Origin of the sequence: Curtobacterium guangdongense (genome assembly GCF_049341845.1) — a bacterium.
In the GTDB taxonomy this organism is placed as follows: Bacteria; Actinomycetota; Actinomycetes; order Actinomycetales; family Microbacteriaceae; genus Curtobacterium; species Curtobacterium guangdongense.
This window is the reverse complement of the sequence record NZ_JBMPIT010000005.1, coordinates 132,781-152,874: the sequence shown is the minus strand read 5'-3', so window position 1 is coordinate 152,874 and position 20,094 is coordinate 132,781. Positions and strand designations below refer to the sequence as shown.

The following is a 20,094-nucleotide window of genomic DNA, read 5'->3' as shown; positions in this document are numbered from 1 at the left end:
CCATGACGAGCGGACGAGGGTGCGTGGTGAGCGTGGGTGCACTGGTCCTGAAGATGTCCATGTCGCTGGACGGCTACACGAGCGGCGCGGACGGATCCGACTGGATGTTCCGCGCGGGCACTCCCGACTCGGCATCGTGGGTGACCGACACGGTCGCGAGCGCCGCGGTCCACGTCTTCGGTCGCCGGACGTTCGAGTCCATCGCCGGGTTCTGGTCGACCGCGACGGTGCCCGTCGCGGAACCGATGAACAGCGTGCGGAAGGTCGTGTTCACCCGGGACGGCTTCGACCCACGCACGCTGGACGCCGCCGAGGTGTGGCGGGACGCACGGGTCGCGGACGGGGACCTCGCCGCTGAGGTCAGCCGTCTGAAGGCCGAGCACGACGGGGTCGTGCTCGCGCAGGGCGGCACCACGTTCTGCCGGAACCTCGTGCACGCCGACCTGGTCGACGAGTACCGGATCGTGGTGCTGCCGGTCGCGCTCGGTGGCGGGGATGCCCTCTTCGCAGGGCTCCCCCGCGAGCTCGACCTCGAGCTCGTCAGCTCGACGGCGTTCGCGGGCGGCGCGATGGCGAACGTCTACCGACCGCAACGCTGACCCAGCAAGCAAGCAAGCAAGCAAGCAAGCAAGCAAGCCAGCTACGCCGCCGCCCGCATCGCCTGGTTGACCGCGGTCTGCGCCTGCTTCCAGACGTTCGACCGCATGCTCGCGTACGTGCCACCCGCTCCGCTGCCGTAGTGCCGGAGGTTCGTCTTCTTCCCGTCGGTCAGCCCCTGCCAGTAGGCGGTGACCGCCTGCTTGCTCCCGCCGACGAGCCAGATCTGGTCGGCGTCGTCCGTGGTGCCGGTCTTCGCGAACAGCGGCGTCCCGTCCGGTGTCTGCGCGCCGACGGCCGTCCCCCGGGCGACGGTCCCCTGCATGGTGCGGAACGCGGTGTCCGCCACGGCCGGTGACAGTGCCTGCGTGCACGAGCGCTGCTGCCCGCCGAGGGACTTCCCACTCCGGTCGGTGATGGCATCGACCACGGTCGGGGCGCAGTACACGCCGCCGTTCGCGACCGCCGCGTACGCGGATGCCATCGTCAGCGGGGCGATGTTCGACGTGCCGAGGATCGACGCCGGGTTCGCCGGCAGGTCGCCTCCTGCGGCGAGGTGCACACCGAGCTTGGCGGCGACGTCGCGGATGTCGCAGAGGTCGAGCTTCGCCGCCATCGACGCGTACGCGGCGTTCACGGATCCGGCGGTCGCGGCAGCCACCGTGTAGTTACCGCGCTGCCCCGGCGAGTCGTTCTTCGGACTCCACGCCGCGGTGATGGTCTCACCGCACTGCGTCCAGCGGCTCGTCGTGTGCGGTGTCCCGTTCACGACGGCGTTCACGCTCCGACCGGCTTCGAGCCACGCGAGCAGGGTGAACAGCTTGTACGTGGACCCGGGCTGGAAGCCGATCCCGCCGCCGCGGTCCTGGTCGACGCTGTAGTTGATGCTCGTGTCCGTCGCGGGTGCGCAGGCGCCCTGGTCCGAGTCGACCGCGGCGCAGGACGGCAGCTGGTTGTAGTTGCGGTTCTGCGCCATCGTCAGCACGCGACCGGTGGACGCCTCGACGGTGTCGAGCGTCGATCCGAGTGCGATCCGGGCCTCGGTGTTGGGGTCGTACTCGTCGAGCAGGCCCTTCTGCTGTCCGTTCAGGTCGAGGTCGAGGCTCGTCTGGATCGTGTAGCCACCGTTCCGCCAGGCAGCGTCGCGCTGGCCCTGGGTCGCGCCGAGTTGGGTCATCGACTTCACGACCCGAACGGCGTAGTCGCAGAAGAACTGGGATCCGACTCCGGCGGCGGCCACGCATCCCTGCGACGGCGCCGTCAGGTGGACGTACTGTTCCGGCTGCGCCGCGATCGCCTCGTCGTACTGGGCCCGGGTGAGGTGCCCCTGCGCGTACATCGACCCGAGGATGACGTCTCGGCGGTCGGTGTTGGCCGGGTAGTGCGACGGATCGGACAGGTCGCGTTTCTCCGGCCACTGGACGATCGCCAGGATCGAAGCAGCCTCGGCCGGTGTGAGGTTCGTCGCGTCCTTGCCGAAGTAGCGCTGCGCCGCGGCCTGCACCCCGTAGGTCTGGTCGCCGAAGTAGGCGATGTTGAGGTACGCGGCGAGGATCTCCTTCTTGGAGTACTTCTTCTCGAGACCGATCGCGAGCTTCATCTCCGCGAGCTTCCGGGACGCCGACGGCTCGATGGCCTCGCGGTACGCGGCGTCGACCTCCTCCTGCGTCGGGAGCTCGAGCGCCTGCTGCATCTTGATGTTGCGCACGAGCTGCATCGTCAGCGTCGACGCGCCACCCGACCCGCCGAGCCCCCCGCTGGCCACGCTGCCGACGGCGGCACGGACGACCGAGGACGCGTCCACGCCGCCGTGGTCCCAGAACCGCTTGTCCTCGCCGTCGACGGCCGCGTCACGGAGGTACTCGCTGATGTCGTCGAGCTGCAGCTCTTCGCGGTTCTGGTCGTACACGGTGGCCAGGTGCACAGGCTGCCCGCCCTGGTACGCGAGCACCTCGTTCCGCTGCGGGAGGTCGCCGATCTCGATGTACTCCGGCAGCGAGTCGAAGACGTCGATCGTCGACGTCGTGGTGACCCCGAGCACGGCGATGGCGGGGGTGACACCGACGGTCACGAGCAGTCCGGCGAGGGTGCTGAACCCGATGAACCCGATGAACGCTCCGACCCCCGAGCGGTTCTCTTGTGTTGCCATGCGCACACTGTCCTGCATACGACATGACGTGCACTGGGTGATCGGTGTGGATGTCCGGGGTCAGGCTGGCAGAACGCCGTGACGGAGCGTGTCGACGAGGCGGTCGACGCGTGCGTGGTGCGCTGCTGCGACGTCGTCGCCCGACTCCCCCGCGAGCACGCGGCCGGCGGTCTCGACGAGCACCGACCCGTAGCCGGCGACCACGTACGCCGCCGCGAGTCCGGCGTCGGCGGCGAACGAGTCGTCCGACGACAGCGCGTCGCGGAGCGCGGCCTGGAGTTCCGTGGCGATCGCACGCGCGTGCGCGAGGAGTGCCGGCGACCCGGCGATCGTCCGGAAGAAGGGCACGGACCGTGGATCGAGCCCGGACAGCGGGTGGTGCTCGTCGGCGAGTCGGTGGAACAGGGCGGAGAGGGACTCCCCCACCCCGAGTCCGTCCGGGCGCCCCGCGACGGCACCGACGAGCAGGTCGCGCGCCTCGTCCGACCGATCGAGGAACAGGTCCTCCTTGCGCGGGAAGTGGTTGAAGACCGTGACGCTCGAGACCCCGGCTGCTCGGGCGACCTGTGCGACCGTCACCGCGTCGAACCCGTGCTCGAGGAACAGCTCAGCCGCGGTCGAGGCGATCTTCTCGCGCGTCTTCGGCCCCCCGCGTGTGGCAGTCCTGGGCACCCGATCTCCTTGTGTCACTAAGTTTAGTCAGTTAATCTACCGGCATGGCCACCGTTCACTCCGACAACATCATCCCGCAGTCTCGCGCCTCGCTCCGGGATGCGTGGGTCGCACTCGCCGGTCTGTCGGCGGTGTTCCTCTTCGAGATGCTCGACAACTCGATCCTCAACGTGGCGCTTCCCACGATCGGGCGCGACCTCCACGCGAGCACGACCGCCCTGCAGTGGGTGACCGGCTCGTACGCGGTGGTGTTCGGCGGTCTCATGCTGGGCTTCGGTGCCGTCGCCGACCGGTTCGGTCGTCGCCGCGTGATGCTGCTCGGCCTGGTGCTCTTGGGGCTCGCAAGCCTGGCGACGGTGTTCGTGACGACGGCCGAGCAACTCGTCGCGGTCCGGATCGTGATGGGCGTCGCTGCCGCGATGACGACACCGGGATCGATGGCGCTGGCGTTCCGGCTCTTCCGCGAGGACGACCTGCGGGTCCGCGCCACCACCGTGATCTCGACGGTCGGCCTCGTCGGACTCGCGATCGGTCCCACGGTCGGCGGCCTGGTCCTGGCGGTCGCGCCCTGGCAGGTGCTGCTGCTCGTCAACTTCCCGATCGCGGCGCTCGCGTTCCTCGGGATCCGCGCCGGCATCGCTCGCGACGACCCGACCGAGCTCCACCGCGACCCCGTCGACGTGCTCGGAGCGGTCCTCGGCACGGCGGCGGTCGTCTGCGCACTCGTGGCGCCGACGCTGTTCGTGCAAGACGGGGTCGGCACCGTCGGACCGTGGATCGCGACGACCGCCGCGGCCCTGGCGGTCGTGCTGTTCGTCCTGCGCGAGCGCACGGCGCACCACCCGCTCCTCGACCTCGCCCTGATCGCCCGTCCACTGGTGTCCGCCGGCCTCGCGTACAAGGCCGCGACCGGCATCGCGGTCGCAGGCATGGGGTACCTCGTCACCCTGCAGCTCCAGCTCGCCTGGGGCTGGTCCCCCGCGCTCGCTGCCGTCGGCATGCTGCCGCAGGTCGTCGTCCTGATCGCGGGTGGCCGGTTGGTCGGACCGTTCGTCCAGCGGGTCGGTCTCGGGCGTGCGGCGTGGATGAGCGCCACCGCCGTGGTCCTCGGGCTCGCGGTGTTCGCCGTGCTCGGGCGCACCGGCTACGTCGCGGTCGCCATCGCGCTGGTGCTCGTCGCCGCAGGCATGCGCGTGGTCGGTGTCGTCGCCGGCGTCAACGTGCTCCGCGGCCTCCCCGAGGACCGCACGACGATCGGCGCCGCACTCGTCGACACCGCCTCCGAGGTCGCCTCCGGCGTCGGACTCGCGGTCGTGGGCACGATCCTCGCCGGGCTCTTCACCGGGTCGATCGCGTCGGTGCACTGGACCGCAGCGCAGGCCGCCGGGTTCGACGAGGCGGTCACGGTCGGCAGCATCGCACTGACCGTGATCGCCGCTGCACTCGTCCTGTGGGCGACGACGCGGACGCGCCGCGGCGCGGCGCAGCCGACGGACTGACCCGTCACGGGTCGGCAATCCACGGACGGCCCGGTCACGAGGCGGACGGGAGGCTCGGTGCGGCGCCGCCACGAGCCTCCCGTCCGCCGCTGGTCGCGTCGACCACCGGTCCACTCCGCCGAGATCGGCCGTTGTCGGCGCGCGCCGCGCCTGCTTGGCTGGTCGGATGAGCGACCTGCGGTTCTCCGACGATCCGGCCGACCTCGACTTCGAGCGGGTGCACCGCTGGCTGAGCGAGCAGTCCTACTGGGCGCGGGGTCGGACCCGCGAGCAGCAGCGCGCCGCGATGGCGGGTTCCCGGGTGTTCGGCGTGTTCGACGACGCGAGCGGGGTCCAGCTCGGGTACGCCCGGGTGATCACGGACGGCGCGACGTTCGGCTGGCTCGCCGACGTCTTCGTCGACCCCGACGCCCGTGGTCGCGGCGTCGGCATCGCCCTCGTCGAAGGCATCACGACGTCGTTGGCACCGCTCGGCCTCAAGCGGATCGTGCTGTACACCGCGGACGCACACGGCCTCTACGAGAAATCCGGCTTCCGACCGGTGCCGGATCCGGAGAACTGGATGGTCCTGCCCGGCCCGGGATTCGGCCACGACGTGCACGACTGACCGCGAGCTCCCCGGAGAATGGACGCATGCGCCGCATCCTCTCTTCCTCGCTCGCCGCGGCGGTCCTCGTCCTGACCACGCTCGTCGCGACGGAATCGGCGGACGCGCACTCGGCGCTGACCGCGAGCAACCCGGCCGACGGCGCGACCGTGACGACGCGGCTGGAGCGGGTCGAGCTGACGTTCTCGCAAGCGCCGCTCGCCGGACTCGACGCCGGACTCCGGATCGAGGTCCGCGACGCCGCCGGAACCGACGTGTCGAACGGCGAGGTGCTCGTCGACGGGACGACGATGTCCACCGGAGTCCGAGTCGAGGACGGCACGTACTCGGTGCTCTGGCGGTACGTCTCCCCCGACGGGCACCCGATCACCGGCGAGCTCGGCTTCACGGTCGCGCTGCCGGCCGCGTCGACGCCGACGTCGGTACCGAGTCCGTCATCGTCCTCCGTCGACGTGACGCTGTCGGCGACCGCGCCGCCCGTCGCCGGGGCCGACGGCGGGTCCCCCTGGTACGCGGGACCGGCGCCGTGGATCGGTGGCGGCGCGCTGCTCGTCGCCGTGGCACTCGTGCTCGTCGCCACCACCCGCGGACGCCGGACCCCTAAAGAGGAATGAGCAGCCGAGGACTGCGCGTCAGTACGCGATGCGTCCGTCGCGGTCGTGGAACTCGCCCGTGGGGCCGCTCTGGTCGAGCGTCGCCAGGGCGACCGTGGCGTCGGTCCCCTCGGTGACGGTCTGGTGGCCGCCGAACCCGTTGAACTCCGTCGCCGTGTAGCCGGGATCGCTGACGTTGACGCGGAAGTCGGGCAGGTTCTAGGCGTACTGCACGGTCAGCGCGATCACCGCCGCCTTCGACGCCGCGTAGGGGATCGACGGCACGGGGTACTCGTCACGACCGGGCGTGGTCAGCCAGCGCGCGAACCCGACGCCGGACGCCACGTTGACGATCACCGGGTTCGCCGACTGCCGGAGACGGGGCAGTGCCGCCTGCGTCACCCGGACGATGCCGGTGACGTTGGTGTTGAGGACGTGCGCGATCGCCTCGGCGTCCAGGTCGTCGACGCCGAACGACGTCCCGAGGATCCCGGCGTTGTTGACGAGGACGTCGAGTTCCGGCAGCGTCGCGATCGCGGCGTCGATGCTCGCCTGGTCGGTGACGTCGAGTCGGACGACGTGCGCGCCGAGGGCGCGTGCGGCGTCGCCGGTCGCGGGGTCGCGCATGCCGGCGTGGACGGTGTGCCCGGCGTCGATGAGTCGTCGTGCGGTCTCGAGTCCGAGGCTCCGGTTGGCTCCGGTGATCAATGTGGTGGTCATGCACCCAGCGTGGACCGCGGGCAGTGGGCCTCCCAGGTGCCGGTCGACGGTGGGACTCGGAGTACCAGTCCGACCCGGACGATCGGGGCGATGATGGGGGCCATGAGCGAGTTCGCGAGTGTGCTGCGGTCCTGGCGTGATCGGGTCCGGCCCGAGGAGGTCGGCCTGCCCGCCGGCCCAGGGCGGCGCACGCCAGGACTCCGCCGCGAGGAACTCGCCGCGCTCGCCGGTGTGAGCGTCGACTACGTGGTCCGGCTCGAGCAGGGGCGCTCGGTGAACCCGTCGCCGCAGCTGCTCGGCTCCCTCGCGACCGCACTCCGGCTGACGACCGAGGAACGCGACCACCTCTTCCGCGTCGCTGATGCCGCTCCGCCGTCACGGAGCGTCGTCCCCCGCCACGTCACGCCAGGGGTCCAGCGCATGGTGGACCGTCTCGGCGACGTCCCGCTCGCGGTGTTCACGGCGGCGCACGACACGCTGCTCTGGAACGACCTCTGGGCGGCACTCACCGGCGACCCGGAACGCCTCGTGGGCATCGAGCGGAACCTGGTCTGGCGACACTTCATGCTCGGCCACGACGGGATCGAGTACGACGACGACCACCAGGAGGAGTTCTCCAGCGACCTCGTGGCCGACCTGCGCGTCGCCGTGGGGAAGTACCCGGGTGACCGGGCCCTCGCCGAGCTGGTCGCCAGGCTCCGACGGGAGTCGCCGGAGTTCGAGCGCCGATGGGCGGTCGCGCGGGTCGCGGAGCACCGGGCGAGCCGGAAGACCCTCCACACCGCCGTCGGCCCGATCGCAGTGGACTGCGACGTGCTCAGCGTGCCGGGCGGGGACCTGCGGATCGTCGTCTACACGGCGGTCCCCGGATCGGACGACGCCGACAAGCTGGACCTGCTCCGCGTCACCGGGCTGCAGGACCTGGCGCCCCGCTGACGCCACGATCGGCTCACGCGGCCGTCAGGAGCAGCGACGCGTTCTGACCGCCGAAGCCGAACGAGTTGTTCAGCGCGGCCCGCATCCGCACTTTCCGTGCGACGCCGGACACCACGTCGAGGTCGATCTCCGGGTCCAGCCGCTCCAGGTTCAGGGTCGGCGGCGCGATGCCCGTCTCCAGGGCACGGATCGTCAGGATCGTCTCCACCGCACCTGCGGCGCCGAACATGTGCCCGATCGCGCTCTTCGGCGCGGTGACCACCGCATCCGCCCCGACGACCCGCGTGATCGCGGCTGCCTCGCTCGTGTCGCCGACCGGCGTCCCGGTGGCGTGCGCGTTCACGTGGTCGACGTCGGTCCCCTGCAGCCCGGCCATCCGGAGCGCCTGGAGCATCGCGCGTTCCTGTCCGGATCCGTCCGAGCGCGGCGCGGTGATGTGGAAGGCGTCGGAGGTGATGCCCCAGCCCGCGAGCCGTGCGCGCACCCGTGCACGGCGGGCTGCGGCATGGTCGGCGCGCTCGAGGACGACGAGCCCCGAGCCCTCCCCGAGCACGAACCCGCGCCGGTCGGCGTCGAACGGCCGCGACAGGGTGGTCGGGTCGTCGCCGTCCGGCTTCGCGAGCGCCTGTGACTGGGCGAACGACGCCATCGTCACGGGGGTCACCGCCGCCTCCGCTCCCCCGGCGACGACCACGTCCGCCTCCCCCGAGCGGATCAGTCGGGCACCGAGCGCGATCGCCTCGGCCCCCGACGCGCAGGCGGAGACGGTCGTGTAGGCGCCGGCACGCGCATCGAGTTCGATGCTGATCTGTGCCGCCGCGCCGTTCGCCATGAGCATCGGCACCGTCCGCGGGGAGACACGCCTGGCACCGTTCCGACCGAGTTCGTCATGGGCGTCGAGGAGCGTCTCGATCCCGCCGATGCCCGTGCCCACCACGACGGCGAGCCGGTCGGGGTCGACGTCCGGCGTGCCGGCGTCCGCCCACGCCTCGGCAGCGGCGACGAGCGCGAGCTGCTGGCTGCGGTCGAGACGCCGCGCCCGGACCCGTCCGAGCGCACCCTCGGCGTCGAGTGCGGCATCGGCGCCGATGCGGATCGGCACCTGTGCCCAGAGGTCGCCCTGCCGTTCGAGCGTCCGGACACCCGACCGACCGGCGACGAGCGCGTCCCAGAGCGGGGCGACGCCGTGGCCGAACGGCGAGACCGCGCCGGACCCGGTGATGACGATGTCGTGGAGACCTGTACTTGTATGCTGCACAAGTGCCGTTGTACCACGTACAATCCGGGCATGGCAAGCACACGCGGCTCGGCGACGCGGGCACGGATCCTCGACGCGGCGGCCGACCTCCTCGGCGACCGCAGTCCCCGTGCACTCACCGTCAGCGACGTCGCACGGGCCGCCGAGGTCTACCCGAACCAGATCACGCACCACTTCGGGTCGAAGGACCGACTCGTCGTCGACGCGGCGTTCGCCCGGTTCCTCCGTGACACCACACGCCTCCAAGCCGCCGGGCGTCGTGCGACCACGCCGGAAGCCTTCCGGTCCGTGCTGGCGCGGACCGCGCTGGCGATGCCGTCGACGGCGCTCCTCGTCACGGCGCTCGGCACCGCACAGGACGACCCCCGCGTCCGGGATCGCACGAGCACCCTGTTGGCGGTGCTCTTCCGGCAGTCCGAGCGCTATCTCGACCGCATCACCGCGGACCACGGTTGGCGCAGCGAGCGCGGCGTGGCGCGTGATGCCCGGACGTTCTGGAGCGCGGTGTTCGGTGCCGTGCTGTTCGCCTCGGCCGGCGCCGTCGGCGGGCCGTCCGACGTCGACGTCGCCGCGACGATCAGCATCACCGGCTGACGGCGGCTACTCCCCGAAGCCCGACCGGACGAGCGCCTCGAGTGCGTCGACGGCGTCCCGCGCGTCCGCCCCGGATGCCTCGATGGTCACCGTGGCGCCCTTCGGCAGGGCGAGCGCCATGATGCCGAGGAGGCTCTTCGCATCCACCCCGTTCACCCGGACGGCCGCGTCGTACTTCGCGGCGGTCTTCACGAAGTCGGCAGCAGGGCGCGCGTGCAGGCCGGTCTCGTTGACCAGTTCCACGGTCGTGGAGGCGGCCACGTCGTCGACAGGGCCAGCCCCGTCGACCGGCACCGATCCTCCGACCTGGCCACCCTCCACCGGACGGGAGGCTGTGCTCGCGTCCGGTTCGGAGGCTGCGGCCGACGCCGCGGCGGTGAGCACTGCGTCGACGTCGCCACCCGTCTGGGCCGCGACCGCAGCGGCGACCGTTCCCTCCACGATCGGGGCATCGGACACGTGCACCCGTGCGCGCACGTCGTCGTCCAGGAAGTCGAGCGCCGTGTCCGTGGTCAGGTACGCGGACCCGAGGTCGCACAGGACGACGACCGCATCGGCATCGGAGAGCTCCTCGATGCCGGCGGTGATCGCCTCGAACGAGGTGCCGATGCCGCCGTTCTCGGTGCCACCGGCGGCGACGAGCCGCACGTCGGCCGCCATCTGCCGGGCGAGCTCGACGGTCCCGGTCGCGACCGCCGCGCTGTGCGACACGACCAGGATCCCGACGGTCACGCCGCGTCCACTGCTGCGCGGAGGATGTAGGCGGTCGACTGGGCCCCGGGATCGCGGTGCCCGACCGCACGCTCGCCGAGGTAGCTCGCGCGGCCCTTGTGCGCGACGAGCGGCTCGGTCGACTCCGCGCCGGTGACGGCCGCGTCCGCTGCTGCCTCCAGCACCCGCTCCGGGGACTCGCCGGCTTGGGCCGCCGTGGCCGCGGCGTCGACAGCAGGGGTCCACGCGTCGATCATCGTCTTGTCGCCGACGGCGGCCTTGCCGCGGGAGACGACGCCGTCCCTGGCTGCGGTGAGGACCGCGACGAGCGTGTCCGCGTCGAGTTCGGTCGCGTCACCCGCGGCCTGGGCCGCCTTGAGGTACGCGGTGCCGAACAGCGGACCGGCCGCACCGCCGACCGTCGAGATCAGCTTCGTGGCGACCGTCTTGAACACGGCGCCGGGTGTGTCGAACGACCCGCCGTCGACGGCTTCGAGCACGGCGCGGAAGCCCCGGTCGAGGTTCTCGCCGTGGTCGCCGTCACCGATCTCCCGGTCGAGCGTCACGAGCTCCGCCCGGTGTTCGTCGATCGTCGCGGCGGTGCGGCGTACCCAGTCGATGGCCCATGCGGTGTCGAGCGCCAATTCTCGTTCCCTTCCTGCGGTCGGTGCGGTGTCAACGGCCCCAGCGCAGTGCTGGGGTCTCCACCGGTGCGTCCCAGAGCGTGGTCAGTTCGTCGTCGAGCACCGTGACGGTGATCGAGAACCCCTGCATCTCGAGGGACGTGACGTAGTCCCCGACCAAACTACGCGTGACCTCGTAGCCGCGGTCGGACAGGACCTCTGCGGCGCGTCGGTAGACGATGTACAGCTCCGACAGCGGGGTCCCGCCCATGCCGTTCACGAACAGGAGCAGGCGTGCGCCCGTCGGCGCGGCGAGGTCGGTGAGGATCGGTTCGAGGACACGGTCGACGAGTTCGTCGACCGGTGCCATCGCGATCCGTTCACGTCCTGGCTCACCGTGGATCCCGATGCCGAGCTCTGCCTCGTCGTCGGCCAGGGTGAACGACGGATCCCCGGCGTGCGGCACGGTGCCCGGCGCGATCGCGAGGCCCATCGAGCGCGTGACGTCGTTGACGTGCCGGGCGACGGCGGCCACCGCGTCCAGGTCGTCGCCACGCTCGGCGGCCGCGCCCGCGCACTTCTCCACCACGACGGTACCGGCGACGCCCCGGCGGCCGGCCGTGTAGAGCGAGTCCTGCACGGCGACGTCGTCGTCGACCACGACGGACTCGACGCGGATGTCGTCCATGCCGGCGAGTTCCGCGGCCGTCTCGAAGTTGAGGACGTCCCCGGTGTAGTTCTTCACGATGTGCAGGACACCGGCACCACCGTCGACCGCCTTCGTCGCGGCGACGATCGGGTCCGGCGTGGGGCTCGTGAACACCGGGCCGGGAACGGCGGCGTCGAGCATCCCGTGTCCGACGAACCCGGCGTGCAGGGGCTCGTGCCCGCTCCCGCCGCCGCTGACCAGGCCGACCTTGCCCTGCTTCGGCGCATCGGCACGGTGCAGGTGGATCGGGTCCTCCACCAGGACGACGTGCCCGGCGTGCGCCTGGGCGAACCCCCGGACGGTCTCGATGACCACGTCCTGCGGGTCGTTGATGAGCTTCTTCATGTGTGGCCTCCACGGGTGTCGACGCCGGGACGAGGCCTGCACACCGCCGACGTCGTCCGGAGTGCGCCCAACATACAACGGGCGGGTGTTCGTCCGTTCTGCACGTTCGTGCACCGTCGGATCGTCGCAGGGAGGCCCCGGGGGTCGCGGACGCACATCCCGCATGCACGTTCGTGCACTTTCCCGCAGATCGCTCACGTGTCCGTCGCGCGCCGCGAAAACCCAGCAGTATGCTCGCCACAATCACTCGATGGGGAGTGTCGGTGCAGCCCGGGACCCCCAAACCACAGCGCAATGGAGGTCACCGATGGACGGCATCGGAGTCAAGTTCCTGTCTGAGCTCGTCGGCACCGCGATGCTCATCATCCTGGGTGGCGGTGTCGTCGCCGCAGTGTCCCTCAAGAAGTCCAAGGGCTTCGGCGCGGGCTTCCTCATGGTCACGATCGGCTGGGGCTTCGCGGTCTTCGCCGGCGTCACCGTCTCCTACAAGTCGGGCGGCCAGCTCAACCCCGCGGTCAGCCTCGCCCAGGCCATCCTCGGCAACATCACCATCGGCGAGATGTTCCTCTTCTGGATCGCCCAGCTGATCGGTGCCGTGATCGGTGCCGTCATCGTCTGGCTCGCCTACAAGCAGCACTTCGACGAAGAGCCGGACCCGGCTGCGAAGCTCGGCGTCTTCTCGACCGGCCCGGCGATCCGCTCGTACGGCTGGAACCTCGTCACCGAGATCATCGGCACCTTCGTGCTCGTGTTCGTGGTCATCGCGTTCACGAACGGCAAGACGCCGTCCGAGCTCGGTGCCATCCCCGTCGCCTTCCTCGTGATCGCGATCGGTGTCAGCCTCGGTGGCCCGACCGGGTACGCCATCAACCCCGCCCGTGACCTCGGCCCGCGCATCGCGCACGCCTTCCTGCCCATCAAGGGCAAGGGCTCGAGCGACTGGGCCTACGCCTGGGTGCCGGTCGTCGGCCCCCTCCTCGGTGGAGCGATCGCGGCGGGCCTGTCCTACGCGCTCCTCCCCCTCGCCTGAACCCACCGAACGAACCCGTAAGGAGCACCAATGGCCGACTACATCGTCGCCATCGACCAGGGCACGACCAGCACCCGAGCGATCGTCTTCGACCACTCCGGATCGATCGTGTCGACCGGACAGAAGGAGCACGAGCAGATCTTCCCGCGCGCCGGGTGGGTCGAGCACGACCCCGCCGAGATCTGGGACAACACCCGTGAGGTCATCGGCCAGGCACTGTCCCGCGCCGACATCACCCGCCACGACGTCGCGGCGGTCGGCATCACGAACCAGCGCGAGACCGCGGTGGTCTGGGACAAGACCACCGGCAAGCCGGTCTACAACGCCATCGTCTGGCAGGACACCCGCACGCAGTCGATCGTCGACAAGCTCGCGGACGGCGACACGGACCGGTACAAGTCGATCGTGGGCCTCCCGCTCGCGACCTACTTCGCCGGCACCAAGATCATGTGGATCCTCGAGAACGTCGAGGGTGCCCGTGAGAAGGCCGAGGCGGGCGACCTGCTCTTCGGCACCACCGACACCTGGGTCCTCTGGAACCTGACCGGTGGCGTCGACGGCGGCGTCCACAAGACCGACGTCACGAACGCGTCCCGCACGCTGTTCATGGACCTCGAGACGCTGCAGTGGCGCGACGACATCCTCGCCGACTTCGGCGTGCCGAAGTCGATGCTCCCCGAGATCGTCAGCTCCTCCGAGGTCTACGGGCACGTCGAGTCGTCCAGCCTGCTCCGCGAGGTCCCGATCGCCGGCATCCTCGGCGACCAGCAGGCCGCGACCTTCGGCCAGGCCGCGTTCGACAAGGGCGAGTCGAAGAACACCTACGGCACCGGCAACTTCCTGATCTTCAACACCGGCACGGACATCGTCCGCTCCGAGAACGGGCTGCTGACGACCGTCGGCTACAAGCTCGGTGACCAGGAGACGCACTACGCGCTCGAGGGCTCGATCGCCGTCACGGGCTCGCTCATCCAGTGGCTCCGCGACAACCTCGGGCTCATCCAGAGCGCACCGGAGGTCGAGGCGCTCGCCAAGACCGTCGACGACAACGGCGGCGTGTACTTCGTCCCGGCGTTCTCCGGCCTGTTCGCGCCGTACTGGCGTCCCGATGCCCGTGGCGCCATCGTCGGCCTCACGCGCTACGTCAACAAGGGCCACATCGCACGTGCGGCCCTCGAGGCGACGGCGCTGCAGACGCGCGAGGTGCTCGACGCGGTCAACGCCGACTCCGGTGTGGACCTGACCGAGCTCAAGGTCGACGGCGGCATGACCGCCAACAACGAGCTCATGCAGTTCCAGGCCGACATCCTCGACGTGCCGGTCGTCCGACCGGTCGTCGCGGAGACCACGGCGCTCGGCGCCGCCTACGCAGCCGGCCTCGCGGTCGGGTTCTGGGCGAACCTCGACGAGCTCCGCGCGAACTGGCAGGAGGACCAGCGCTGGGAGCCGAAGCTCGACCCGGCGGAGCGTGACCGCACGCTGCGCCTCTGGAAGAAGGCCGTCACGAAGACCTTCGACTGGGTCGACGAGGACGTCCAGTAGTCCGGTAGTCCAGCACACGGACGGGAGGCCCGGTGCCGGTTCATGGAACCGGCACCGGGCCTCCCGTCGTTCGTCTGGTGCTGCACCCGCCTACCAGACGGGCGCTGCGGTCACCCAGTCGGCGAGCTTCTGCTCCGCGGCACCGGAGTCGATCGCGTCGGCGGCGACGATGAGCTGCTCGCGGAAGCGGTGCAGGATCGGACGGTCCCACTCGGTCGGGTCCTGCGCGAGCCGGAAGGACACCAGGCCGGCGGCCGCGTTGAGGAGGACGATGTCGCGGACCGGACCGGTCTCCCCCGCCAGGACACGCCGGACGATCGCGGCGTTGACGTCGGGTTCGCCGCCGAGCAGGTCCTCCATCCGTGCCCGGGGGATGCCGAGGTCCCGCGGGTCGAGGTCGTGCTCCGTGACGCGGCCGCCGGTGACCTCCCAGATGTGGCTGTGACCCGTCGTGGTGAGTTCGTCGAGGCCGTCGTCGCCGCGGAAGACGAGCGCCGTCGCGCCACGGGTCTGGAACACGCCCGTGATGATCGGCACGAGGTCGAGCTGGGCGACCCCGACGGCGTTCGCCTCGCACCGCGCCGGGTTGACGAGCGGGCCGAGGAAGTTGAACACCGTCGGCACGCCGATCTCCCGGCGGACCGGGGCGGCGTGCGCGAAGCCGGGGTGGAAGGCGCTCGCGAAGGCGAACGTCAGTCCGACACGCCGGAACGTCTCGGCGACGTGCTCGGCGTCCATCGACAGGTCGAGGCCGAGTGCGGCGAGGACGTCGCTCGACCCGGACTTCGACGAGCTCGCGCGGTTGCCGTGCTTCACGACCGGGACGCCGGCAGCCGCGATGACGATGGCCGCCATGGTCGACACGTTCACCGTGCCGACGACGTCGCCGCCGGTGCCGACGATGTCGAGCGCCATCGGGTCGACGTCCAGCGGGACCGCTGCGTCGAGGATCGCGTCGCGGAACCCGACCACCTCGTCGACGGTCTCGCCCTTCGCGCGGAGGGCGACGGCGAACGCCGCGATCTGTGCGTCGGTGGCCCGGCCGTGCACGATCTCCTCCATGGCCCATGTGGACTGCCTGATCGTGAGGTCCTCGCGCGCCATGAGCGCGCTGATCACTGCAGGCCAGGAGAGAACGTCAGACATACCCAGGATCGTACTGTTTTCGAACGACCCGCCAGTTGCCTGGCAAAACACTGTCGGAGGTTTCGGCCATAATGGACCCTGTGACAAGCACCCCTCTCTCCAGACCAGCCAGCGGTACGGTCCTCAACAGGCCGAACCCCGTTGCCGTGGGGACGATCGTGTGGCTGGGCAGCGAGGTCATGTTCTTCGCCGGCCTGTTCGCGATCTACTTCACGCTGCGCAGCACCTCCCCCGAGCTCTGGGCGACCGAGACCGCCAAGCTCGAGGTGCCGTTCGCCTCCGTGAACACCATCGTCCTGGTGCTGTCCAGCTTCGCGTGCCAGTTCGCCGTCTTCGCCGCCGAGCGCTTCCAGGTGCACCGCACCAGCTGGAACCCGCGCGACTGGGGAATGACGGAGTGGTTCTTCGTCACGTACTGCATGGGTGCCGTCTTCGTCTGCGGCCAGATCTTCGAGTACGCCAACCTCTGGCACGAGGGCGTCACGCTCTCCTCGAGCGCGTACGGCTCGGCGTTCTACATCACCACCGGCTTCCACGGCCTCCACGTCACCGGTGGCCTGCTCGCCTTCCTCCTGACGCTCGGCCGTGGCTTCGCCGCCAAGAACTTCGGCCACAAGGAGGCCACCACGGCCATCGTCGTGTCGTACTACTGGCACTTCGTCGACGTGGTCTGGATCGGCCTCTTCGCAGTCATTTACCTTCTCAAGTAGGAATCGGACAGCACCCACCGCATGTTCAACAGAACCAAGTCCAAGAAGGGCCGCCGCTCCCCGCTGGCGACCGTGTCGCTCATCGCAGTCGCGCTGATGACCACCGGCGGTGCGTACGCACTGTTCAGCTCCACGGCGAACGCGGACGACAATGTCAGCACGGTCGCCGCATCGAGCCAGTCGCAGGTGAACGAGGGCCAGAAGCTCTTCGCGTCCAACTGCGCCACCTGCCACGGCCTCTCTGCGCAGGGCACCAGCGAGGGCCCGTCCCTCATCGGTGTCGGCGCCGCGTCGGTCGACTTCCAGGTCGGTACCGGCCGCATGCCGATGGCTGCCCAGGGCCCGCAGGCCGAGGAGAAGCCGTCGCAGTTCTCGGACGAGCAGGTCGCCGCCCTCTCCGCGTACGTCGCATCGCTCGGCCCCGGCCCGTCGGTCCCGTCCGAGTCACTCACCAACGGTGCGGACGGCGACGCCGCCGCCGGTGCGGAGCTCTTCCGCATCAACTGCGCCATGTGCCACAACGTTGCCGGCGCCGGTGGTGCGCTGACCGAGGGCAAGTACGCCCCGAAGCTGACGGACGTCAGCGGCAAGCACATCTACGAGGCCATGGTCACGGGCCCGCAGAACATGCCGGTCTTCAACGACCTGAACATCACGCCGCAGCAGAAGGCCGACATCATCACGTACCTCAAGTACGTGCAGGACAACTCCTCGCCCGGTGGTTTCGGCCTCGGCGCCCTCGGCCCGGTGGCAGAGGGTCTGTTCATCTGGATCTTCGGACTCGGGGCGGTCGTCGCGATGACCGTCTGGCTGACCGCGAAGTCCAACTGATCGTCCGTGTCGCACGACACTGAAGGGAACACCATGGCAGAGCACGACGACGAGGCACTGAACTCGTCCTCGGCTGTCGAGAAGCACGGCACGAGCACGACGTCGCCCGGCACCGCGGTCCTGCCCGCCGAGCCGTTCGAGAACCCGGGTGAGCCGCCGCACCGCGCACGCCGCACCGACGTCGACCCGAAGAAGCAGCGTCTGGCCGAGCGCCAGGTCGCCACGTTCTTCTACGTGTCGATCGTCGCCAGCGTCCTGTCGATCGCGGCCTACGTCGCCTTCCCGATCAAGGCCGACGACTTCAGCACCGTCCGCACCGGGAATCTCTTCCTCGGTCTGGCCATCGCGCTCGCCCTGCTCAGCCTGGGCCTCGGCGCGGTCTACTGGTCCAAGTCGCTCGTCAGCGACCGCGAGATCTCCGAGGACCGCCACCCCACGCGCGGTTCCGACGCGACCCGCGCGAAGGCCGTCGAGGCCTTCCAGCTGGCCGACAAGGAGTCCGGGTTCAGCCGTCGCAAGCTGATCCGCAACTCGATGATCGGCGCCCTCGCCGCGTTCCCGCTCCCGGGCATCGTGCTCGTGCGTGATCTCGCACCCGCCGCCGACCCGAACGAGCTCCTCCGCCACACCATGTGGGCGAAGGGCACGCGCCTGACGAAGGACCCGACCGGTCTCCCGATCAAGGCGTCCGACGTCACGATCGGCTCGGTCTTCCACGTCATCCCGGACGGGCTGCTCGACAAGGACGACATGCTCGAGGAGAAGGCCAAGGCCGCCGTCCTCCTGATGCGTCTCGACCCGAAGGACCTCAATCCGGCCAAGGGCCACGAGAACTGGGGTTACGACGGTATCGTTGCCTACTCCAAGATCTGCACCCACGTCGGATGCCCGGTCGCGCTCTACGAGCAGCAGACGCACCACCTGCTGTGCCCCTGCCACCAGTCGACCTTCGATGTCTCGAACAACTGCGAGGTCATCTTCGGACCGGCGGCTCGTCCCCTCCCCCAACTTCCGATCGCGATCGACGACGACGGGTACCTGGTAGCGCAGAGCGACTTCCACGAACCGGTCGGCCCGTCCTTCTGGGAGCGTGCACGCTGATGACCACCACCACGACACAGCAGCCCGCAGCCGGCACCAAGCCGGCTCCGGACCGCGGATCCCGCATCATCGGCGGGCTCTCCAACTACATCGACGAACGAACGAGCATCTCCGGGCTGGTGAAGGAGGTCGGTCGCAAGATCTTCCCCGACCACTGGAGCTTCATGCTCGGTGAGGTCGCCCTCTACAGCTTCGTCGTCATCCTGCTCTCGGGCACCTTCCTGACGTTCTTCTTCCAGGCGTCGATGGCCGAGGTCGTCTACGACGGCTCGTACATCCCGCTCAAGGGCGTCGAGATGTCGACGGCGCTGCAGTCGACCCTGAACATCTCGTTCGACATCCGCGGCGGGCTCTTCGTCCGGCAGATCCACCACTGGGCGGCCCTGCTGTTCGTCGCCTCGGTGATGCTGCACATGGCCCGCGTCTTCTTCACCGGCGCGTTCCGCAAGCCGCGTGAGCTCAACTGGGTCTTCGGCTTCGTCCTCTGGGTGCTCGCCATGGCCGAGGGCTTCACGGGCTACTCGCTCCCCGACGACCTGCTCTCCGGCAATGGTCTCCGCATCATCGTCGGCATGATCGAGGGCGTCCCGGTCATCGGCGTGTGGATCGGGTACATCCTGTTCGGCGGCGAGTTCCCCGGGACCGCGATCGTCGGGCGTCTGTACACGCTGCACATCCTGCTGCTGCCGGCGATCCTCGTCGCGGTGCTCGGTGTCCACCTCGTCCTCGTGGTGATCAACAAGCACACGCAGTACGCGGGCCCCGGCAAGACCAACGACAACGTCGTGGGTGTCCCGATCCTCCCGGCGTTCGCCGCGAAGGCCGGTGGCTTCTTCTTCATCGTCGCGGGAATCCTCGCCCTCATCGCGTCGCTGTTCACGATCAACCCGATCTGGAACTACGGCCCGTACGACCCGTCCCCCGTGTCCGCCGGTACCCAGCCCGACTGGTACATCGGCTTCGCGGACGGTGCGCTCCGTCTGGTGCCGCCGCACTGGGAGGTCGTGTGGTTCGGCTACACGGTGTCGTTCAACATCCTCGTCCCGATCGCGGTGCTCGTGGGGCTCATCCTCGCGATCTTCATCTACCCGTTCATCGAGGCGTGGGTCACGGGCGACAAGCGTGAGCACCACATCGCCGACCGCCCGCGCAACGCGCCGACCCGCACGGCCTTCGGTGCCGCCGGTGTCACGCTCTACGCCAGCCTCTGGGCGGCGGCGAGCTCGGACATCATCGCGACGCACTTCCTGGTGTCCGTCGACTCGGTGATCCACGTGATCCAGGCGACGACGGTCCTCGGTCCGTTCGTGGCCTTCTGGATCACGAAGCGCGTCTGCCTGGCGCTCCAGAAGAAGGACCGCGAGATCGTCCTCCACGGGTACGAGTCGGGCCGCATCGTCCGTCTCCCCCACGGTGAGTACATCGAGGTCCACGAGCAGCTCGACGAGTACGAGCGCTGGCGTCTGCTGCAGTTCAACGACTACAAGCCGTTGATGATCCGTCCGAACGCCAAGGGACAGATCACGCCGCTGCAGAAGATGCGTGCGAGCGCCTCGCGCTTCTTCTTCGAGGACCGCATCGCGCCGGTCTCGAAGGCCGAGCTCGACGCCGCACACGCAGCGCACCACGGCCACGACGTCGAGGGTTCGCACCAGGCTCCCCAGGTCGGAGCAGGCGGACACTGACGCAGTCCCACCGGACGCCCCCGATCACGATGTGGT

At 69.9% G+C, this 20,094-nt stretch carries 19 protein-coding genes and 1 pseudogene; 12 read left to right on the top strand and 8 right to left on the bottom strand.

The annotated features are described in order from the left end of the window. The first annotated feature begins 2 nt into the window (after positions 1–2). Positions 3–599: a dihydrofolate reductase family protein gene (locus tag ACO0E1_RS09265; protein WP_422873930.1), complete on the top strand. Its 597-nt coding sequence runs from the start codon at positions 3–5 to the stop codon at positions 597–599. A gap of 41 nt (positions 600–640) precedes the next feature. Here the strand turns inward: ACO0E1_RS09265 and ACO0E1_RS09260 are convergent, their stop codons facing one another. Beyond that, positions 641–2,746, bottom strand: a complete 2,106-nt coding sequence (locus ACO0E1_RS09260) for a transglycosylase domain-containing protein (protein ID WP_422873929.1) — start codon at positions 2,744–2,746, stop codon at positions 641–643. A 60-nt stretch (positions 2,747–2,806) separates the two neighbouring features. Further along, a complete protein-coding gene (locus tag ACO0E1_RS09255) occupies positions 2,807–3,418 on the bottom strand; it encodes a TetR/AcrR family transcriptional regulator (RefSeq protein WP_422873928.1) in 612 nt (203 codons plus the stop codon). 44 nt (positions 3,419–3,462) lie between these two features. On the opposite strand from ACO0E1_RS09255, the gene ACO0E1_RS09250 reads away from it, so the two are divergent. From ACO0E1_RS09250 to ACO0E1_RS09240, 3 genes are all read left to right on the top strand, one after another. Beyond that, on the top strand, positions 3,463–4,917 hold the full coding sequence (locus ACO0E1_RS09250) for an MFS transporter (RefSeq protein ID WP_422873927.1): 1,455 nt from the start codon (positions 3,463–3,465) through the stop codon (positions 4,915–4,917). A 166-nt stretch (positions 4,918–5,083) separates the two neighbouring features. Further along, complete coding sequence (locus ACO0E1_RS09245; protein WP_422873926.1) at positions 5,084–5,524, top strand: GNAT family N-acetyltransferase; 441 nt, start codon at positions 5,084–5,086, stop codon at positions 5,522–5,524. A gap of 26 nt (positions 5,525–5,550) precedes the next feature. Beyond that, entirely contained in the window at positions 5,551–6,138 is a 588-nt protein-coding gene (locus tag ACO0E1_RS09240; protein WP_422873925.1) for a copper resistance CopC family protein, read from the top strand. 18 nt (positions 6,139–6,156) lie between these two features. Here the strand turns inward: ACO0E1_RS09240 and ACO0E1_RS09235 are convergent. Next, a pseudogene (locus tag ACO0E1_RS09235) lies at positions 6,157–6,837 on the bottom strand (SDR family NAD(P)-dependent oxidoreductase). A 102-nt stretch (positions 6,838–6,939) separates the two neighbouring features. Here ACO0E1_RS09235 and ACO0E1_RS09230 point away from each other — a divergent pair. Continuing rightward, a complete protein-coding gene (locus tag ACO0E1_RS09230; protein WP_422873924.1) occupies positions 6,940–7,773 on the top strand; it encodes a helix-turn-helix domain-containing protein in 834 nt (277 codons plus the stop codon). 13 nt (positions 7,774–7,786) lie between these two features. Here ACO0E1_RS09230 and ACO0E1_RS09225 read toward each other — a convergent pair whose 3' ends face one another. Continuing rightward, positions 7,787–9,031, bottom strand: a complete 1,245-nt coding sequence (locus ACO0E1_RS09225; protein WP_422873923.1) for a beta-ketoacyl-[acyl-carrier-protein] synthase family protein — start codon at positions 9,029–9,031, stop codon at positions 7,787–7,789. Between the two features lie 30 nt (positions 9,032–9,061). Between ACO0E1_RS09225 and ACO0E1_RS09220 the strand changes: the two genes are divergently transcribed. Continuing rightward, positions 9,062–9,625, top strand: coding sequence for a TetR/AcrR family transcriptional regulator (locus ACO0E1_RS09220; RefSeq protein WP_422873922.1), 564 nt, complete (start codon positions 9,062–9,064; stop codon positions 9,623–9,625). 6 nt (positions 9,626–9,631) lie between these two features. Here the strand turns inward: ACO0E1_RS09220 and dhaM are convergent, their stop codons facing one another. From dhaM to dhaK, 3 genes are read right to left on the bottom strand one after another with little or no spacing between them, the layout of a single operon-like run. Next, complete coding sequence (gene dhaM / locus ACO0E1_RS09215; protein ID WP_422873921.1) at positions 9,632–10,357, bottom strand: dihydroxyacetone kinase phosphoryl donor subunit DhaM; 726 nt, start codon at positions 10,355–10,357, stop codon at positions 9,632–9,634. Then, positions 10,354–10,980 (bottom strand): dihydroxyacetone kinase subunit DhaL, encoded by a 627-nt coding sequence (gene dhaL, locus ACO0E1_RS09210; protein ID WP_422873920.1) that lies wholly within the window; start codon positions 10,978–10,980, stop codon positions 10,354–10,356. The genes dhaM and dhaL overlap by 4 nt, the downstream gene beginning before the upstream one ends. 31 nt (positions 10,981–11,011) lie before the next feature. After that, a complete protein-coding gene (gene dhaK, locus ACO0E1_RS09205) occupies positions 11,012–12,013 on the bottom strand; it encodes a dihydroxyacetone kinase subunit DhaK (protein WP_422873919.1) in 1,002 nt (333 codons plus the stop codon). Between the two features lie 307 nt (positions 12,014–12,320). Between dhaK and ACO0E1_RS09200 the strand changes: the two genes are divergently transcribed. Both ACO0E1_RS09200 and glpK read left to right on the top strand, forming a co-directional pair. Further along, a complete protein-coding gene (locus ACO0E1_RS09200; protein ID WP_422873918.1) occupies positions 12,321–13,043 on the top strand; it encodes an MIP/aquaporin family protein in 723 nt (240 codons plus the stop codon). Positions 13,044–13,073: 30 nt separating this feature from the next. Then, positions 13,074–14,585 (top strand): glycerol kinase GlpK, encoded by a 1,512-nt coding sequence (gene glpK / locus ACO0E1_RS09195; RefSeq protein ID WP_281264575.1) that lies wholly within the window; start codon positions 13,074–13,076, stop codon positions 14,583–14,585. A gap of 90 nt (positions 14,586–14,675) precedes the next feature. Here glpK and trpD read toward each other — a convergent pair whose 3' ends face one another. Beyond that, positions 14,676–15,731, bottom strand: a complete 1,056-nt coding sequence (trpD, locus tag ACO0E1_RS09190) for an anthranilate phosphoribosyltransferase (RefSeq protein WP_422873917.1) — start codon at positions 15,729–15,731, stop codon at positions 14,676–14,678. Positions 15,732–15,802: 71 nt separating this feature from the next. Here trpD and ctaE point away from each other — a divergent pair, with 71 nt between their 5' ends. Genes ctaE through qcrB form a run of 4 tightly spaced genes read left to right on the top strand, consistent with a single transcriptional unit; the run spans position 15,803 to position 20,058 of the window. Then, the gene (gene ctaE / locus ACO0E1_RS09185) at positions 15,803–16,441 is read left to right on the top strand and encodes an aa3-type cytochrome oxidase subunit III (protein WP_281264573.1); all 639 of its coding nucleotides are present in this window, start codon (positions 15,803–15,805) and stop codon (positions 16,439–16,441) included. A gap of 21 nt (positions 16,442–16,462) precedes the next feature. Then, positions 16,463–17,272: a cytochrome bc1 complex diheme cytochrome c subunit gene (gene qcrC, locus ACO0E1_RS09180; RefSeq protein ID WP_422873916.1), complete on the top strand. Its 810-nt coding sequence runs from the start codon at positions 16,463–16,465 to the stop codon at positions 17,270–17,272. 33 nt (positions 17,273–17,305) lie between these two features. Then, a complete protein-coding gene (qcrA, locus tag ACO0E1_RS09175) occupies positions 17,306–18,373 on the top strand; it encodes a cytochrome bc1 complex Rieske iron-sulfur subunit (protein ID WP_422873915.1) in 1,068 nt (355 codons plus the stop codon). Next, a complete protein-coding gene (gene qcrB / locus ACO0E1_RS09170) occupies positions 18,373–20,058 on the top strand; it encodes a cytochrome bc1 complex cytochrome b subunit (RefSeq protein WP_422873914.1) in 1,686 nt (561 codons plus the stop codon). Before qcrA ends, qcrB begins: the two co-directional genes overlap by 1 nt. The last annotated feature ends 36 nt before the right edge of the window (positions 20,059–20,094 follow it).

Bases quoted from the DNA above. Each gene is read 5' to 3' on its own strand.
- ACO0E1_RS09260 (WP_422873929.1), bottom strand. From the start codon at position 2,746: ATGGCAACACAAGAGAACCGCTCGGGGGTCGGAGCGTTCATCGGGTTC.
- ACO0E1_RS09220 (WP_422873922.1), top strand. From the start codon at position 9,062: ATGGCAAGCACACGCGGCTCGGCGACGCGGGCACGGATCCTCGACGCG.
- qcrB (WP_422873914.1), top strand. From the start codon at position 18,373: ATGACCACCACCACGACACAGCAGCCCGCAGCCGGCACCAAGCCGGCT.
- ACO0E1_RS09230 (WP_422873924.1), top strand. From the start codon at position 6,940: ATGAGCGAGTTCGCGAGTGTGCTGCGGTCCTGGCGTGATCGGGTCCGG.
- ACO0E1_RS09250 (WP_422873927.1), top strand. From the start codon at position 3,463: ATGGCCACCGTTCACTCCGACAACATCATCCCGCAGTCTCGCGCCTCG.
- ACO0E1_RS09265 (WP_422873930.1), top strand. From the start codon at position 3: ATGACGAGCGGACGAGGGTGCGTGGTGAGCGTGGGTGCACTGGTCCTG.
- dhaK (WP_422873919.1), bottom strand. From the start codon at position 12,013: ATGAAGAAGCTCATCAACGACCCGCAGGACGTGGTCATCGAGACCGTC.
- trpD (WP_422873917.1), bottom strand. From the start codon at position 15,731: ATGTCTGACGTTCTCTCCTGGCCTGCAGTGATCAGCGCGCTCATGGCG.
- qcrA (WP_422873915.1), top strand. From the start codon at position 17,306: ATGGCAGAGCACGACGACGAGGCACTGAACTCGTCCTCGGCTGTCGAG.
- ACO0E1_RS09240 (WP_422873925.1), top strand. From the start codon at position 5,551: ATGCGCCGCATCCTCTCTTCCTCGCTCGCCGCGGCGGTCCTCGTCCTG.
- ACO0E1_RS09200 (WP_422873918.1), top strand. From the start codon at position 12,321: ATGGACGGCATCGGAGTCAAGTTCCTGTCTGAGCTCGTCGGCACCGCG.
- qcrC (WP_422873916.1), top strand. From the start codon at position 16,463: ATGTTCAACAGAACCAAGTCCAAGAAGGGCCGCCGCTCCCCGCTGGCG.
- ctaE (WP_281264573.1), top strand. From the start codon at position 15,803: ATGGACCCTGTGACAAGCACCCCTCTCTCCAGACCAGCCAGCGGTACG.
- glpK (WP_281264575.1), top strand. From the start codon at position 13,074: ATGGCCGACTACATCGTCGCCATCGACCAGGGCACGACCAGCACCCGA.
- ACO0E1_RS09245 (WP_422873926.1), top strand. From the start codon at position 5,084: ATGAGCGACCTGCGGTTCTCCGACGATCCGGCCGACCTCGACTTCGAG.